Source organism: Bordetella avium (assembly GCF_034424645.1).
GTDB classification, from domain to species: Bacteria; Pseudomonadota; Gammaproteobacteria; order Burkholderiales; family Burkholderiaceae_B; genus Bordetella; species Bordetella avium.
Genome location: NZ_CP139969.1, coordinates 3,259,328 through 3,276,641 on the forward strand (window position 1 = coordinate 3,259,328; position 17,314 = coordinate 3,276,641).

Here is a 17,314-nt window from a genome sequence, read left to right on the forward strand (position 1 = left end):
CCCCGGCTCAGCGGATGAACTGCTTGACGTAGTCATCGGGAAGACCGAGCGAACGATAGTGCTTGCGGGCCGTCTCGATTTTGGTGAATACATCTTCGTAGCCCTGCGCCACGCCTTCCGGGTCCACATAGGTGTAGCCGCCGGTAACGTGGAACCAGGTAATCATTTCGGGCACATCCTCGGGCACGAAAAGCGTATGCGTTTCGCCTGCCGGCTCGAAGGCGTAGCCGCCCTGCTCCGCGACCCAATCATGCTCCAGGTAATACCAGCGCCCTTTGAGCACCATCGCATGGACCGGGCCGGTATGGCGATGGCGCGACACGACGCCGCTGCCGCGCACGCGCAACAGATTGATGTAATAGCCCTGGCTAGCGCTGAACAACAAAGGCTTGAAAGAGACGGTCGCCGAAGAAGGCACCCAGAGATTGTCGTCGGCCAACCAGTCTGTCGCGACGCCGGGATGCACGAGGTCGCGCATCATATCGGGCGCTTGCGGCAGGCGATAGGCGATGGCCTGCTCATCGGGTCGATGGATGTTTCCGCTCATGATGAATATCTCCTTGCGCGTCTGCGCAGTGTTCAATGGCCCAGATAGGCGCGCCGCACATGCGGGCTGTTCAACAATTCCTCGCCGCTGCCCGACAGGGCGATACGGCCGTTTTCCAACACATAGCCCATGTCGGCCAGCTTCAGCGTGTGGTAGACGTTCTGCTCGACGAGCAGCACGGTGATGCCCTGGCGCACGACATCGCGAATCACCGCAAACATCTGCTCGACCAGGAGCGGAGACAGGCCCAGCGAAGGCTCATCGAAAATCAACAGCCTGGGGCAGGCCATCATGCCGCGCGCGATGGCCACCATCTGCTGTTCGCCGCCAGACAGCGACCCCGCGAATTGGTCCAGACGTTCGCGCACACGCGGAAACAGCGTCAACACCTCTTCCAGACGCTCCTGCGCAACCGGCCTGGCGCTACGCTTGTAAGCCCCCATCAGCAGGTTGTCGCGCACCGTCAGGAAAGGGAAAAGCTGCCGCCCCTCCGGAATCATGGTGATGCCGCGCTCAACGATCTGATGCGGCGTTTCACCGGCAATCTGGCGGCCCTCGAACTCAATGGTGCCCGCCGACGGACGAATCAAGCCGCACAGCGTCTTAAGCGTGGTGGTCTTGCCCGCGCCATTCGCGCCGATAAGCGTGACCACCTTGCCCTCGGGCACATCCAGGGAGATGCCCTGCAACACCTCGCTCTTGCCGTAACCGGCGGAAAGATCACGAATTTTGAGCATGCAGGTACTCCTTGCCGAGATAGGCCTCGATGACTTGCGGATCGTTCACCACCGCCTCGGGTGTGCCGCTGATCAGCACCTGGCCCAGATTGATAACCAGAATGCGGTCCGACAACGCCATGGTTGCCTGCATCAAGTGTTCGATGAGCAGCACGGACACACCGGCGTCGCGCACCCGGCGCACCATGCGGATGGCGCGCTCCACATCGGTGGGATTGAGCCCAGCCATCACTTCGTCCAGCAAGAGGATGCGGGGTCGCGTGGCCAGCGCCCGCGCCACTTCCAGACGCTTGAGGCCGCCCACGGTCAGGCTGCGCGCCTCGGCATCCAGGCTGGCCGTCAGCTCGGTAAGATCAGCCACCTGGCGCGCGATCGCCTCGGCCTCGCGCCGATCCGAGGTATGCAAGAACGCGCCCAGCATGATGTTCTCCAGCACGCTCAGGCCGGCAAAGGGCTGGGCGATCTGGAAGGTGCGCCCCACCCCCGCACGGGCAAAGGCGCGCGAATCGGCCGGCTGCTCCCAGCCTGCCGGGCCGCGCACGCTCACCGTGCCGCTATCCGGCCGGATAAACCCCGAGAGCTGATTGAATACCGTGGTTTTACCCGCGCCATTAGGCCCGATCACGCCAAGAATTTCGCCCTCGTTCAGCGTGAGCGACACATTGTTGGTGGCGTGCAAGCCGCCGAAGTGCTTGTTGAGCGACTCGGCTTTAAGAATCGGCGTCCCCACGCCCGCGCTCTGAGCGAGCGTGGGCGCCGCCGCAGGCGCGACGGGGCTTTCCGTCGGACCGGGCAGGCGATCGACCCAGGCCCGCACTCGGGCGCCGAACTGACCCACAATGCCGCGTGGCATCGTCAACACCACCAGCACCAGAATGACGCCATAGATGAAACCATGCATGCCGCTGCCGAAGGCGCCCAGCCAGCCACGCGCCAGTTCAGCGATCGGCACGACCAGCACGGTGCCGGCCAGCGGGCCGGCCACGCTACCCAGTCCGCCGATGAGCGCAAACATGGCGATCTGGATCGAGAGTTCCAGCGAAAAAGCCGCAGAAGGCTCGATAAAGGTCAGATACATCGCATGGAAGGAGCCGACCATCGCCGTCAGCATGGCCGAGATCACGGCGGCGGCCAGTTTTACACGCACCGTATCGATGCCGACCGCCGGCGCGGCGTACTCGCGCTCACGCACGGCCACTAGATAAAAACCCAGGCGCGAATGGCGTATGGCCCAGGCCACCCAGATTGTGATCGCCAGCATGCCGAAGGCCACCAGCAAATAGGCCCACTTCTCACGGAAGATCATCCACTCCAGGCCGATGTTCAAGGGCACGCTCAGGCCCGCCGCGCCGCCGGTCCAGCTGTCCTGGTTCACCACCAGCAGCTTGACTACCTCCAGCACGGCAATCGTCGCCAGCGCGAAAAAGGGTCCGCGCAAACGGAAGGTGGGATAGGAAATCAGCAGAGCCACCAGCGCGGCCACCGCCATCCCCACGAACATGCCTATCCACGGCGAAATGCCGAAGTTGATGACCAGCAGCGTGGCGGCGTAACTCCCCACCCCATAAAACACGGCATGACCCAGCGAAAGCTGTCCTGCATAGCCGCCGACAATATTCCAGGCCGTCGCCAGCGCGCCGTACAGACAGATCAGCACGAACAGGTGATAGGCAAAAGGCGACTGGATCAGGAGAGGAATGATCAGCAGCAGGGACAGCGCAAGCAGCCCCACGTAGACGCGCGGGCGTCGGATATCGGGAAACATGGCAGCCTCTCTTTATTCAGATCCGCGGCCCAGGCCGAACAGACCGGTCGGGCGCAGCACCAGGATGAGCAGGAAGATCGCGAAATACACGACCTCTTTGAGATCCGGCGCGATGTAATAGCCGGCCAGACTGTCCACCAGCCCGATCAGCATGGAGCCCAGCAAAGCCCCGAACAGACTGCCCATGCCGCCTAGCACCACGATGACGAAGGCGGTGAGCACGAAATAGGTGCCGATAGTCGGAAACACGGGGTATTGCGGCGTGAGCAGGGCGGCGGCCACGCCGACAAACGCCGAGCCGATGCCGAACGCCAGCACATAGATGCCGCGCACATTGACGCCCATCAGAGCGGCCGCATTGCGATGCTGGGCGACGGCCCGAAAAGCCCGGCCCAGATAGGTGCGCGTCATGAACCAATGCATGCCGCCCGCCAGCGCCAGGGCCGCGATCAACGTGATGAGCTGGCCGCTGACGACGCTGATGCTGCCCAGGCTGATAATGCCGGTGCCCAGCTCCACGGGCGTGGCGCGCACGTCAGCGCCGAACACCAGCAAGGCAAGATTCATCAGCGCCGTGGATACGCCCACGGTGGCGAAAATCTGGATATGCCCGTCGGCGTCCAGCAAGGGCTGGACGACAAAGCGCTGCATGGCCGCGCCAATGACGAAGAGCAACAGGGCCACCGGGGCCAGAGACACATAGGGATGCCAGCCCAGATTCATGGCCAGCAGATAGGTGGCGTACATGCCCACCATCAAAAACTCGCCGTGCGCGAAGTTGACGACGCGCACCACGCCGAAGATCAGAGTCAGGCCGATGCTGATGATGGCGTAAGCGCCGCCCAGCAGCAGACCGTTGACGATCAGTTGCAGAAGAATGTCCATCTGGGAATGTCCTAGCGTGGACAGGAAACCCTGTCCACCGGGATATGCGAGATCAGCGCTTGATGATGGGCTCGGTCACGGCGGCCGCCTTGGGCCACACCGTAACCAGCTTGCCGTCCTGCCACTGCATCAAGGTGGTGGTGGCGGCGCGATTCTGGCCGTTTTCACCAAAGTCAAAGCCCCAGCCCGCCGCATTGCTGCCGACCGGCTGCTTGTAGGCCAGCACCGCAGCGCGAACCTTGTCCTTATCGAGCGAGCCGGCCTGCTCGATGGCATCCAGAAAGGCTTTCGCGCCAACATAATTCACCAGGCTATGGCCAGAACGCGGCTCGCTGTTGAAGCGCTTTTTATAGACCGTCACAAAGTCGGACAGGCCCGGCGCACCCTTCTCGTTCATGGCGAATTGCGGAAAGTCGACGTCAAAAGCGCCGTCCATCTCGCCGCCCAGCGCCTTGGCCGTGTCCGACAAGGAATAGCCGCCGCCAGCGCCGATGACCGCACGCGGCTTAAAGCCCGCCGACTTCGCCTGGCGGAAGTACAGCATCGTGTCATTCTGATAAGAGGTCTGCAACACCACATCGGCCTTGGCGCCGTGCAGACGCAGGATCAGGGACGACAGGTCTACGGCCTTGGCCGAATACGGCAGCACCTCCACCACATTCAGCCCCAGCGCCTTGGCGCGCTCCTGCTGGAAGCCCGCGATCGTTTTGCCGTACAGGCCATCCTCGTGAATGATGGCCAGCCTGAGCGCCTTGGGATCGGTCTTGAGCGCCGGGCCAATCACATCGACGACGCCCTCGATGGTGCCATTGGCGAAGTCGCGCGCAGTGGAGTTGCTGCGAAACACGTATTTGAAACCGCGGTCCGTCACACTGTCGGAAACCGCGCCCAGCTCCAGAAAGGGCACGCCCGCCAGCTCGGTCACCTGGGTTGCGGCAAAAGACAGCGCCGAGGAGAAGCTGCCAAACACGGCCGCGACATTTTCCACGGAAGTCAGCCGGCGGGCCTCGCCCACGGCCTGATTGGCGTCAACGGCATCCGCCTTGACCAGCACGATCTGCTTGCCCAGCAGGCCGCCTTTGGCATTACGCTCTTCGATGGCCATCTGCAGACCGCGATAGCTTTCATCGCCCAACTGGGCCAGGCCGCCGCTGAAAGGAAACAACGCCCCCATCTTGATCTCATCAGCCGCCAGCGTGGTGGCCGTCAGGCCCAACGCCACGGACATGCCCGCCAACAGGCGCGCACAAACCTTCGCCACTTCCATGTCTTGTCTCCAGTTGTCGTCATTCCCAAGAGGCCACCAGATCCAAAGCACTTGAAGCGCTTCAAATTTGTTTTCAAAAAAAAGCCAATTCATGATTAAAAATCGGCTTTTTGGCTATCTCAGGTTGCTTCTATATTTTTGAAACGCTTCAATTTTGAGGCCAACTCTGGCAAGCTGTCAATCTGCTCCGCGTAAACTTCGCGTTTTCCCCAGGAGCGTCCTGCTTACACTCGCCGCTTGGCTTCCAATCCTATGAAACCCTCCATACGCCGCCCCACCCTTGCCGATGTCGCCAAACTGGCCGGCGTTTCGCTGGGCAGCGCATCGCGGGCGCTGTCCGTGCCCAATGAGGTCAAACCGGCCACGCTCGAGCGCGTGAACCGCGCCGTCGCGCAATTGGGCTATATCCGCGACGGCGCCGCCGCGGCGCTGGCTTCGCGCCGCACCCGCACGGTGGGCGCGGTCTACCCCACGCTCAACAATCCCATCTATGCGCACTCCACGCACTCCATGCAGCAAACCCTGTGGGAGATGGGCTACCAACTGCTGATCGCCAGCCACGAATATCACATCGATGACGAAGCCGCCGTGCTGCGCGCAACGGTCGAGCGCGGGGTGGACGGCATCATCATGGTGGGCACCGATCACAGTGAAGAAGTCTTCGCCCTGCTGCATCAACGCAGCCTGCCTTACGTGCTGACCTGGTCGGTAGACGACAGCAACTATCCGCATTGCGTCGGCATCTCGAACTACACGGCCGCCTACGATCTGGCGCGCTGCGTGCTGGCGCACGGCCATACCCGTGTTGGCATTTGCGGCGGCCCGATAGAGCGCAACGAACGCGCCCGCGGACGACGCAACGGCGTGCTAGGCGCTTTGCGCGAACAGGGGCTTTCTGTGCCGGCCGAATGGATCAACGAGCAACCCTTTTCATTCGAAGGCGGCCGCCAAGCCATCCGTGAGTACTGGTCACGCCCCGAGCGTCCGTCGGTTATTTTCTTTGGCACGGACCTGCTGGCCATGGGGGCTTTGCACGAGTGCCGACGCTTGGGCATTGCCGTACCGGAACAGCTTTCCATCGTTGGTTTTGACGGTATCGACGAGGGCGAAATGATGCAGCCGGAACTCACCACCGTGAGTATTCCGGCGCAGGAGATCGGCCGGCGGGCCGCGCGCCATATCGTCGACCTGATTGAAGACCGTGAGCCGGCGCCTAGCGGCCCGCTGCCGCACACTGTGCTCGAACGGGGCAGCTTGGGCGCTCCCGCCACTGCGCCGCGCCGCGCCGCAAAGACTGAAACCCGCGCTTAGAGCGCCCGGCCGCAGGCAGCGGCCGATGCCCAAGCCCACTGAAAGTTATAACCGCCCAGCCAACCGGTCACATCCACGGTTTCGCCGATAAAGTACAGGCCAGGCACCGCCCGCGCCTGCATGGACTTCTGGTCCAGACCGCGCGTATCCACCCCGCCTCGCATCACCTCGGCCTTCTTGTATCCCGCCGTTCCGGTGGGGATAAGCGACCAGGCATGGATGCCGGCAGCCAGCTGGCGCAAGCGGCGATCGGGAACATCGGCCAGCCTGGCATGACCCAGCCCAGGCTCCCCCGCCAGCCAGGTATCGGCCAGCCGCTTGGGCCACAGGCCGGACAGCAGGGTATGCAGTTGCTGGCGCGCCCCCGTTTTAGCCGCCAGCAGCTCATCGCCCAGATCGCGGCCCGGCGCCAGATCGATGCGGATCTGCGTCCCTGGCTTCCAATAGCTGGAAATTTGCAAAATAGCCGGACCCGACAGCCCACGGTGCGTAAACAAGAGGTCTTCGAGAAACTCCCCCCGGGCCTTGCCCTCGCCAGTCGTCAGGCTGACCTCCAAGGCCAGGCCTGACAACTCGGCAAAGGCTTGCCACTGCTGGGGGTCGAAAGTCAGCGGCACCAGGGCCGGACGCGGCTCGACCACTTTGAGACCGAACTGCCTTGCGATCTTCAACCCGTAGTCCGTCGCGCCAAGCTGCGGGATGGCCATGCCGCCCGTCGCGATTACCAGCTTGCCCGCGCGAATAGCGCCGCCATCGGTGGCCAGCGCCCAGGTCTCGCCTTCCCGGGCGATCTCGCGCACCGCGCAAGGCATGCGCCAGGACACCCGGCCACGGTCGCATTCGCTGCGCAACATCTCGATGATGTCCTCGCTGCTGTTGTCGCAGAATAGCTGGCCGCGGTGTTTTTCATGCCAGGCGATGCGATGCTCGCGCATCAGGCTCAGAAAGTCCTGGGGCGTGTAGCCCGCCAGCGCAGACCGGCAAAAATGCGGATTCTCGGAGAGAAACTGGCCGGGGCTGGTACCCAGATTGGTGAAATTGCAGCGCCCGCCGCCCGAGATACGGATTTTTTCGGCCAGACGGCTGGCATGATCGATCAGCACGACCGACAAGCCGCGCTGGCCTGCCACGGCCGCGCACATCATGCCCGCCGCGCCGGCGCCTACGATGGCGACATCAAACATGTGGCTTCCTGAAAAAAGATGGGCCTTGCGGCCCATCGTTGCTGAAGCATTCCCGCCCGATCAGGCGTCGCCTTCCTTCAGGCAGTCCACGTAGTAGCGCTTGGCGCCGTCCGGACCAACCTCATCGGCCAGGCCGTGAATATAGGTTTCGAAACCGGGGAAGCGCTCATTGAACTCACGCGCGAATTGCAAATATTGCACGATGGTGCGATTGAAGCGCTCGCCCGGAATCAAGAGCGGAATACCCGGCGGATAGGGCGTGAGCAGCACCCCGGTCACGCGGCCTTCGAGCTGATCGATCTCCACACGCTCGACTTCGCGGTGCGCCATCCTGGCAAAGGCGTCCGAAGGCTTGAGCGCGGGCACCATATCGCTCAAATACATTTCCGTGGTCAGGCGCGCCACATCGCGCTCGCGGTAGGCTTCGTGGATCATCTGGCACAGATCGCGCAGACCCAGGCGTTCATACTTGCGGTGCTCGCGGCAGAAATCGGGCAGGATGCGCCACAGAGGCTGGTTGCGATCGTAATCGTCCTTGAACTGCTGCAAAGCGGTCAAGAGCGTATTCCAACGGCCCTTGGTGATGCCGATGGTGAACAGAATGAAGAAGGAATAGAGACCCGTCTTCTCGACCACCACGCCGTGCTCGGTCAGATACTTGGACACGAGCGCCGCGGGAATACCGGTTTCGCCGAAGCTGCCCGACATATCCAGGCCCGGGGTGATGATAGTGGCCTTGATGGGGTCCAGCATATTGAAGCCTTCGGCCAGCTCGCCGAAGCCATGCCAGTGATCATTGGCTTGCAGCATCCATTCGTCGCGGTTGCCGATGCCTTCGGACACCAGACGATTGGGGCCCCACACCTTGAACCACCAGTCTTTCTTGCCATACTCCGATTCCACCTTGCGCATGGCGCGGCGGAAGTCCAGGGCTTCGCGGATACTCTCTTCGACCAGTGCGGTGCCGCCCGGCGGCTCCATCATGGCCGCGGCCACATCGCAAGAAGCGATGATGGCGTATTGCGGCGAAGTCGAGGTGTGCATCAGGTAGGCTTCGTTGAACACATTGCGGTCCAGTTTGCGCGACTCCGATTCCTGCACGATGATCTGCGAGGCCTGCGAAATACCGGCCAGCAGCTTGTGCGTGGAGTGCGTAGCGAACACCATGGCGTCCTTGCTGCGCGGACGGTCCTGGCCGATGGCATGCATGTCCTGGTAGTACTCGTGGAAAGAGGCGTGCGGCAGCCAGGCCTCATCGAAGTGCAGCGTATCGACATAGCTGCCGAGCTTTTCCTTGATCATTTCGACGTTGTAGATCACGCCGTCATAGGTGCTCTGGGTCAGGGTCAGGATGCGCGGGTTCTTGTTCTTGGCTTCGCGGGCGAAGGGATTGGCCTCGATCTTCTTGCGAATGTTCTCGGGGTCAAACTCTTCGAGCGGAATGGGGCCGATAATGCCCAGGTGATTGCGCGTCGGGCGCAGAAACACCGGAATAGCGCCCGTCATGGTGATGGCGTGCAGAATCGACTTGTGGCAATTACGGTCCACGACCACCACGTCGCCGGCGGCGACGTTGGCATGCCAGACAACCTTATTCGACGTCGAGGTGCCGTTGGTCACGAAGTAGCAGTGATCGGCATGGAAGATGCGCGCGGCATTGACTTCCGACTCGGCAATCGGCCCGGTGTGGTCCAACAATTGGCCCAATTCATCGACCGCATTACATACGTCGGCGCGCAACATGTTTTCACCGAAGAACTGGTGGAACATCTGGCCCACCGGGCTCTTCAGAAAAGCCACGCCCCCCGAGTGGCCGGGGCAGTGCCAGGAATAAGAGCCATCCTGGGCATACTTGACCAGTTCGCGGAAAAACGGCGGCGGCAGGCTGTCAACATAGCTGCGCGCTTCGCGGATGATGTGACGCGCCACGAACTCGGGCGTGTCTTCAAACATGTGGATGAAGCCGTGCAGCTCGCGCAGGATGTCATTCGGAATGTGTTCCGAGGTGCGCGTCTCGCCGTACAGATAAATCGGGATGTCGGCGTTGCGAAACCGCAGCTCGCCGATGAAGGTGCGCAGATTCTTGATCGCGCTGGCCACGTCCTCCGGAGAGTCCACATCGAACTCTTCATCATCGATAGACAGGATGAAGGCGCTCGCGCGGCTTTGCTGCTGGGCAAAAGAACTCAGGTCGCCATAACTCGTCACGCCGATGACCTCCACGCCCTCGGCCTCGATGGCCGACGCCAAGGCGCGAATCCCGAGACCCGAGGCGTTCTCGGAACGGAAGTCTTCGTCGATGATGAAAATGGGGAAGCGAAATTTCATGCTGGCGCTCCTGGGCGGCAAGGCAAAACGGACGCGAGTGTACTTCGGGGACGCCCGCCTGAAACGATCAAGCGGACGTGGAGCCGGCGATTCGGGGAGAATTGTAGGACGGATTCTTGGTCACGCGATGACAGCAGGCCAAATTGCTTGTCGGGCTCAACGCAATAGGGCCGGGCGGGCGGCGCGCACAGCCGCCTCAAAACGCCCATAGAAAACAGCTAGGGGTTCTTGCACCCTGCCCTGGAGCGTACTTTCCACCCGCGAAATACCGCAGAGACAAACGTCGAACACCGGTTCGCCTATCACGAGCACCACGGGATCATCGTTGTCGCAGACCTCGTATTGCCCCCCGTGGGCGCGCCGCGCGACTTCGTACAGATAGGCGGCCATGCCGACCCGCTGCATGGGCGATAAGCTCAGGGTGCCGGCCCGCACACGCGCGGCGACCCTGTCGAGCAAGGCCACACTGGCCGGCTGATAATCCAGCCCCTGCGTGTCGGACAGCGCAGCCAGAAAGTCCGCAGCGGCCTGGCTTACCCGGTCGATAAACTCAGCCTGCACCTCTGGATTGGGCAATACCGCCTGCGCTTTTTTCTTGAACAGACCAAACATCGGCGACTCCTGCGCGTTCGGGTATGGTTACGCCAGGGCTGCGGCGTCAGCACGGGCCCCTTCGCACAAGGTATCACTGATGAGTTCAGCCTGCATACGCCCGCTCGGGCCCGAATCCGCCGCATCGTTTCAAGCGCTACGCCTGGCCGCGCTATGCGACACACCCGACGCCTTTGGATCAAGTTACGAAGAAGAACAAAGGCTTACGACTCAGGAATGGGCAGGACGGATCACGCCCACCTCGGCCAGCCTGGTATTGGGCGCCTGGGAAGCCGAGCGGTTGGTGGGCTGTGCAGGCCTATACCGCCTCAGTCCGCTGAAGCAGCAGCATAAGGCGGTGATCTGGGGGGTATACGTTGCGCCCGCGCAACGTGGCGCAGGTCTAGGGCGGCAGTTGATCCTGAGCGCCATCGATCATGCCCGGCAATGGCAGGGGCTGCGGCAACTGCTGCTCACCGTGAACAGCAGCAAGCTCGCGGCCTGCCAGCTGTATCGCAGCCTGGGCTTCAAGGCCTATGGCCATGAACCAGCGGCCCTGTACATCGATGGCCGCCCCATCGACGAAACCCTGATGCTCAAGCCGCTCGATGACTGATCAGGTGCGCGGCAGGGTCACGCCGCGCTGGCCCTGATATTTGCCGCCACGGTCGCGATACGAGGTCTCGCAGACTTCATCGCTTTCCAGGAACAGCATCTGGGCGCAGCCCTCGCCCGCGTAGATCTTGGCCGGCAAGGGCGTAGTGTTGGAGAACTCCAGCGTTACATGGCCCTCCCACTCGGGCTCCAGCGGCGTGACATTGACGATGATGCCGCAACGCGCATAGGTGCTCTTGCCCAGGCAGATGGTCAGCACGCTGCGGGGAATGCGGAAGTACTCCACCGTGCGCGCCAAGGCGAACGAATTCGGCGGAATGATGCAGACATCACCCTTGAAATCCACGAAAGAGCCTTCGTCGAAATTCTTCGGATCAACAATGGTGGAGTTGATGTTGGTGAATATCTTGAACTCGTCGGCGCAGCGCACGTCGTAGCCGTAGCTGCTCGTGCCATAACTGACGATGCGCCCGCCGTTTACGGTGCGCACCTGTCCGGCCTCGAACGGTTCAATCATGCCGCCCTCGGCCGCGCGGCGTATCCAGCGGTCGCTTTTGATGCTCATGAATTCTCTACCTTATATGCAATCGGCGACTATTTTATCGCGTCGGGCTCATTGCCCGCCCAGCCAGCGGTAGACCAGCTCGATGCCATTGACGGACCCCCCCTTCAAATCCAGGGACAGGCCTTTCGCCAAAGCATAGCTGGCCCGGCCTACGGTTTCGCTGCCGGACATGGCCTGTTCCACGCTCAGCGTGATGCCATTGGCGAAATTCTTGCTGGCAACCAGGAACTGGGTGGCCAGATCGGCATCGGCATCCCGGTTGACGGAGCTGGCCACGGTGCGGTCGGGCAGCACACTGCCCGAGCTGCCAATGGCCCCGGTACGCATGCTGACATCGTCCAGGCCGAACTGCTTATACAGGGGCGGACCCTTGCCGCTCAACAAGGATGTGCCTAGGGACAGCAAGAGCGCGGTATCGCCGCCGCCGGCATCAGGGCCGCGCCCCAACACCAGCCAGGACAGCTTCTCGACATCGCTGACATCGGGGTAGGAGACCAGATCGATACGCGGCCGTTGGGCTGTGCCCGCCACGCGCACGCCCGCCTCGACCGCCTTGCCGGTGCGCAGAGCCTCGATATCCAACAGGGGATTGTCCAATCGGCCCTGGAAGGTCAGAGTCCCTCGCCGCAGGCGCAGCTTTTGCCCATAAGCCTCGATGCCGCCGTCCCGCGTATGCAGGGCGCCGATGCCGCTCAACCTACCGTCTTGCATCAGTATCTGGATACTGCCGACCAGCCCGGCGTCCAGGCCCATGCCGGTAATGTAAAAGCGCGGCCCCATGTCCACCTTGAGATCCATGCTCAACTGGATGGGGGGGCCGGCCTTTAGGCTCTGCCCTGGATGCACCACCCGCACATCGTCATCCAGCGTGGGCACGCCTTGCAGAATTTCCAGGCTGAACCAGCCCGCGTCCGCCGTGATGCTGCCGTCGATGCTGACCCGGGGCAGGGCGGCGTCGATATCCACCTTGCCGCTGACCATCGCGTAGCGGTCCGAACGCTGAAGCGCCGGGAAGCGATACAGCGTCACACCGACCCGGCCCGCCGACTCCGCCAGGTTCCAGTCACCCTTGGCCTCCAGATACCCCCCCTTGGCGCCCGGATTGGTGGTGATCCACTCTTTCGTGCGCCACTCATCCGGCATGACACGCAGCACGGCAGGAAAGCGCAGGGACTCCAGCACCACCCGGTCGCCGTCAAGGCGGGCCCGCAGAGTGCCGTCCATGAGGCGTACGCCATCATCGATGCGCACCATGCGCAACTTGTCGCCCTCGATACTGCCTGAGGCCTTCCAAGCGCCGCCCAAGGACCCATCGGCGCGCACATTGGCGCGCAGAGAGCCGCCCAACTCCAGCGTGTCGCTCACGAACAAACCAACCCAGGCCAGATCGGCGATATCCGCCGACACCTCGGCGCGTATCGCCTGATTAGGCGGCAGCGTCAAACCTCGGAGCTGAGTGCTGGCTGTGGCCTTCACATCGCCCATGTGCTCGGTGGTCAGCGCCAAAGCCGCATTGATCCGGCTCGCATTACCCCCGCCCGGCGTAGCGCTCAGGTCCAGTTGCAAGGTTTTCAGGCCCAAGGGAATCGGCGGATCGCCTGGGATCTGCAAATCCCCATCCCGCCGCGCCAGACGGACCCGCCCCGACAAGGCCTGGTCATATTTCAGATCCCAGGAAAAATCGAGCGCGATGCGGCGTTGCACATCTGCCGTCACGGCATTGACCTTCGCCGCCGCGCCCGCCTCAGGTTCCAGGGCCTGCATCAGTTGGCGCACCATAGAGGCGCGCAAGACGAAATTATTGGCGCGTCCGGCGCTTTCCCAACGCTCAGGCCCGCCACGCGAACCGGCGTGAGACAAGACAAGGCTTTGCTTGTCCGGGAAAACCGCCTGGATCTGCGCCGCGCCCACCTGCCATTGCCATTGCGGGGCATCCGGCAAATAAGCCAGCGCCATGGCGCCGGGAATGGCGACCGTGAAGCCGGCGCTTTGCGCGGACAAGCCCGTCAGCTTGCCACGCCAGCCTGCCTGACCATCCTGCTCCGCCCAGCCGCCGTCAAAAGCCAAACGGGCCTCGACCAGCGCACGGCCCAGAAGCTTGGGCTGCGCACCAGGCGGGGTGTAGCGCGCATCGAGCTTGCCCCGATGATGCGCCGCATCGCCATCCAGCGTCGCCTTGAGCACGGCGCCGCCAGGCAGATCGGGCCAGAAAGCGGCCAGCTCCGGGGCCCGCGCATCCAGCATGAGCCTGGCGCGCTGCGCCTGTAGCTCACCCTGCGCAAGAATACGGTTTTTCCCCAGGGTGAGGTCGATATCCAGCATCGGCAGGCGCCAGCCCGCAGGCAGACCCGGCGCAAGGGCGCCCCCACCGGCGCGCAAATCCGCTTTCACCGCACCCGACAGGGCTTGCTGGTTCCAGCGGCTGTCCGGGGCGATATTCAGCCGCACACTGGCCGAAAGCAGCTCACTCAGGTTCAAGACCTCAGCCTGCACCTCGGCCTGCGCGCTCAACAACGCCTGCGGCAGGCGATCACCGACCAGCCTGCGCAGATCCAACCGATCCGCCCGCAGCTCGGCCTTGACGTGATCCGGCGCCCCCGCCTTTTCGGCCGTTTGCCAATCGAGCGTGGCGCTCAGGCCAGAGCCATCATCCCGTTTGATGTCCACCCGCGCGCCACGCAGCGGAAAAGCCGCCAGCGGCGCGAGCGCGGCCTGCGCATCGATCGCAATGCCCCCGCCATCCCCCTTGAGCGTAAGGGCCAATTGATCCATCGACCCTTGCGCACGGACGGACACCGTGACCGGGCACATCTGATCCAGGGTTTCGAGCCAGCGCTGCCGGCCGGTGTCATCGATGACGGCATCCCGGCCTAATAAGGCTGCAGCTTGATGCTGCGCCTGCGGCTGAGTCATGAGGTAGGCGCCCAGTTCGCCCGCCTTGGCGGCCGCTTCCTCGCGCTTGCGTCCCGCATGATCCCATTCGGCGCACAGTGTGGAGTCCGGCCGCGTGGCGGCCGCCCGCGCCTCGATCTGAGCCGATAAAGGCCAGGGTGCGGCCAGCTCATGCAAATCAAGCACGCCGTTCAGGCGCAATTGGCCCTCATCATGATCGACACGCAGACTCTCGACAGCCAGACGCGCCGCCTTGTCTCGTTGCACATGCAAGGCCAGCACGATATCGCTCAGGGCGACCGGCAAGGGCTTGCCAGCCTGAGTCAGCGAAAACCTGCCTACCGCCAGCCGATCGACATCAATGGAAACCGGCAAGGACAAGGACTCGGGCAAACCGCTCTCTTGTGGCGGCTTAGCCCCGGCCTCCTCCGAAGGCGGCAAGCCGATAGCCAGATTGGCGGCCGTCAGTGCCCGCACATGCGCGCGCCCTTGACCGAGCGCGCGCCAATCCACGTCCAGCCCAAGGTCGTCGGCCCGCACCTGGGTTGCGGCCACCGTGACATCCAATTTGCCTATGCGCAGACCGCGCAGGACAGAACCTTCGATGTTTTCGATCTGGCCATCCAATAGCTGCACGGCCGAAGTCAGCAGTAAACGGCTGCCATTCTGGGTGGCCACCAGCCAAAGCACAAAGGAAGCCGCCAGCGCAGCCAGCATGGCCAAGCCCGGCAACCACCACACGAGCACATGCCGCAAGACGGCGCGCAGCTTGATCAAAACGCGATCCCCAGCGAAAAATGCAAGCGCAGATCGCGCTCACGCTGGCCATAGGCCACATCAAGAAACAGAGGTCCGGCGGGCGTGCGCACGCGTGCGCCCACGCCATAGCCCACCGCGAGGTCCATGGAGCCAAAAGACTCGGCGGCATCGCCCGCATCGACAAAAAAGCCGATTCCCCAGCGCTCATCGAAGTAGTGGTCGTATTCAACACTTGCGACCGCCAGGGTCGGCGCTCCGACGGTAGCGCTATTGCGCTTCAAACCGATGCTTTGATAACGATAGCCGCGGATGGAACGCGCGCCCCCTGTGCGAAAACCGAAATCGTCAGGGACGTGCGTCTTGCTGTTGGACCATACACGCCCAAGCTCGCCGCGCAGCGTCAGGACATCCCGCTGGCCGACCGGCCACCATTTCTGGCCGCGCAGCCGCAGACGAAGATAGGGATCGCCATTATCGAGCACCGCGCCCAGGCCTGCGCCCGCCGCAATCAGGTTGCCCTCGCGCGGGTCGTACTTGCTGTCCACGTCGCGGCGCAGCCAGTCGGCCGTCAGCGTGGCCGTGGGCAGGTCATAGGTCGGGCCGCCATCGATCTGGACATGGTCATGCGCCAACAGACCGCCCCAACGCGTTTCATACTCCACCCGGCTCTCGCCGGCCGCCTTGCGATCCTGCGCCTGGGTGAAACCCAGGGCGTAACGCGTGACATCCAGCCCCTGGATATCCGAATGCTGGGCCAGCACACCGATGGAATTGCGCCGCCCGCGTGCGTCCGGCGGCAGGGTGAAATCCATGAAAGCGCGCTGCTGCAAACGGTCGGCGCCCACCCCGGTCTCCATCGTGAGCGGCAGGCCAAACACCACATTCTGGCGATACAAGGTTTCAAAACGCGCGCCGGCGGTATCGTCGAAGCCCACCGCCACGGTCAGGGCCTTGGGCGGCGCCTCGACCACACGGACATCTACCGGCAGGGTCAGTTCGCCATCCGAATCGTAGGCCTGCGGCGCCACGGCCGGGGCGGGCTGCGTTTTGACATCGGCCGGCGGGCCCGATGGCGGCGACGTCTCGGTTTGGACCGGCTGCGCGCCCGAACGGCGCAGGGTCACGAAGGCGCCGCGGAAAAAAGCGGTCGACTGGAGCTCCTGCTGCCAGTCATCGAGCTGCTCCTGGTTGTAGGGCGCGCCCTTGTCATAGCGCACATACCGCGTGACCAGGCTTTCCGGCACACGCTCAAGCCCCTGGGTCTGCAAGGCGCCAAGACGCACCAGCGGGCCGCTGTCGATCACGACCTTCAGGTCTACCTTGGCGTCTTCGGCATAGACATCCGCTTGCGAGCCGGTCATGGCGGCCAGCATGAAGTCCCGCGCCGAGACATTATCCAGCAGGGTGGCTTTGGCCTTGCTCCAGTTGTCGTTGATAAAGGGCTGACCGACCTTCAGGCTCCAGTCTTCGCGCCACTGGGCAATGCGGGCCGCGTATTCCGGCCGCAGCACGCGGCCCGTGAATTGCAGGTCTACCGAGCGGATCGTCGCGCGCGGCCCTGGCCCGATGGTGATGTCCCAGGTATCGCCCGCCACATCGGTGCCGGGCGCCAAGGTCACCGTCGGCGAGAAATACCCTTGTGTCGCAAGAGCGGCCACGGTCGCATCGCGCGCACGGCGGCGCAAACGGGTGGTTTCACCGCCGTCCTGGTCTTCCGCCAGCCGGGCGATTGCATCAACCGCCTCGGTGATGACCTTCAGCGACTGTGGCGTAACGCCGCCCGGATCAATGATGATTTCGGGCTTGGCCTGGGCATGGGACACATACACCAGGGCTGCCAGGACAACGGCCGCTCGTGACCCGCGCAT

General features: G+C 63.2%; 13 protein-coding genes. 2 read left to right on the top strand and 11 right to left on the bottom strand.

What is annotated here, in order from left to right:
* Window positions 1–7 precede the first annotated feature (7 nt).
* The 5 genes from U0029_RS15045 to U0029_RS15065 are packed head-to-tail and all read right to left on the bottom strand — an operon-like array spanning window position 8 to window position 5,201.
* Complete coding sequence (locus tag U0029_RS15045) at window positions 8–547, bottom strand: 2,4'-dihydroxyacetophenone dioxygenase family protein (protein WP_039051432.1); 540 nt, start codon at window positions 545–547, stop codon at window positions 8–10.
* Between the two features lie 32 nt (window positions 548–579).
* Complete coding sequence (locus tag U0029_RS15050) at window positions 580–1,284, bottom strand: ABC transporter ATP-binding protein (RefSeq protein ID WP_012416182.1); 705 nt, start codon at window positions 1,282–1,284, stop codon at window positions 580–582.
* Window positions 1,268–3,049 carry a branched-chain amino acid ABC transporter ATP-binding protein/permease gene (locus U0029_RS15055; RefSeq protein ID WP_114851705.1) on the bottom strand — a complete coding sequence of 594 codons (1,782 nt, stop codon included), beginning with the start codon at window positions 3,047–3,049 and terminating at the stop codon, window positions 1,268–1,270. Before U0029_RS15055 ends, U0029_RS15050 begins: the two co-directional genes overlap by 17 nt.
* Window positions 3,050–3,061: 12 nt before the next feature.
* Window positions 3,062–3,934 (bottom strand): branched-chain amino acid ABC transporter permease, encoded by an 873-nt coding sequence (locus U0029_RS15060; protein ID WP_012416180.1) that lies wholly within the window; start codon window positions 3,932–3,934, stop codon window positions 3,062–3,064.
* A gap of 52 nt (window positions 3,935–3,986) precedes the next feature.
* Window positions 3,987–5,201, bottom strand: a complete 1,215-nt coding sequence (locus U0029_RS15065) for an ABC transporter substrate-binding protein (protein WP_114851758.1) — start codon at window positions 5,199–5,201, stop codon at window positions 3,987–3,989.
* 252 nt (window positions 5,202–5,453) lie between these two features.
* On the opposite strand from U0029_RS15065, the gene U0029_RS15070 reads away from it, so the two are divergent.
* Window positions 5,454–6,512, top strand: a complete 1,059-nt coding sequence (locus tag U0029_RS15070) for a LacI family DNA-binding transcriptional regulator (protein ID WP_236824200.1) — start codon at window positions 5,454–5,456, stop codon at window positions 6,510–6,512.
* Here U0029_RS15070 and U0029_RS15075 read toward each other — a convergent pair.
* The 3 genes from U0029_RS15075 to U0029_RS15085 form a co-directional block, all read right to left on the bottom strand.
* Window positions 6,509–7,696, bottom strand: a complete 1,188-nt coding sequence (locus U0029_RS15075) for a BaiN/RdsA family NAD(P)/FAD-dependent oxidoreductase (RefSeq protein ID WP_114851703.1) — start codon at window positions 7,694–7,696, stop codon at window positions 6,509–6,511. The genes U0029_RS15070 and U0029_RS15075 overlap by 4 nt on opposite strands.
* 60 nt (window positions 7,697–7,756) lie before the next feature.
* Window positions 7,757–10,024 carry an arginine/lysine/ornithine decarboxylase gene (locus U0029_RS15080; RefSeq protein WP_012416176.1) on the bottom strand — a complete coding sequence of 756 codons (2,268 nt, stop codon included), beginning with the start codon at window positions 10,022–10,024 and terminating at the stop codon, window positions 7,757–7,759.
* Between the two features lie 156 nt (window positions 10,025–10,180).
* Window positions 10,181–10,636 (bottom strand): hypothetical protein, encoded by a 456-nt coding sequence (locus U0029_RS15085; protein WP_114851702.1) that lies wholly within the window; start codon window positions 10,634–10,636, stop codon window positions 10,181–10,183.
* A 79-nt stretch (window positions 10,637–10,715) separates the two neighbouring features.
* On the opposite strand from U0029_RS15085, the gene U0029_RS15090 reads away from it, so the two are divergent.
* Entirely contained in the window at window positions 10,716–11,231 is a 516-nt protein-coding gene (locus U0029_RS15090) for a GNAT family N-acetyltransferase (RefSeq protein WP_012416174.1), read from the top strand.
* Here U0029_RS15090 and dcd read toward each other — a convergent pair whose 3' ends face one another.
* From dcd to U0029_RS15105, 3 genes are read right to left on the bottom strand one after another with little or no spacing between them, the layout of a single operon-like run.
* Window positions 11,232–11,795, bottom strand: a complete 564-nt coding sequence (gene dcd / locus U0029_RS15095; protein ID WP_012416173.1) for a dCTP deaminase — start codon at window positions 11,793–11,795, stop codon at window positions 11,232–11,234.
* A 48-nt stretch (window positions 11,796–11,843) separates the two neighbouring features.
* Window positions 11,844–15,464 (bottom strand): translocation/assembly module TamB domain-containing protein, encoded by a 3,621-nt coding sequence (locus U0029_RS15100; RefSeq protein WP_114851701.1) that lies wholly within the window; start codon window positions 15,462–15,464, stop codon window positions 11,844–11,846.
* Entirely contained in the window at window positions 15,461–17,314 is a 1,854-nt protein-coding gene (locus tag U0029_RS15105; RefSeq protein ID WP_114851700.1) for an autotransporter assembly complex protein TamA, read from the bottom strand. Before U0029_RS15105 ends, U0029_RS15100 begins: the two co-directional genes overlap by 4 nt.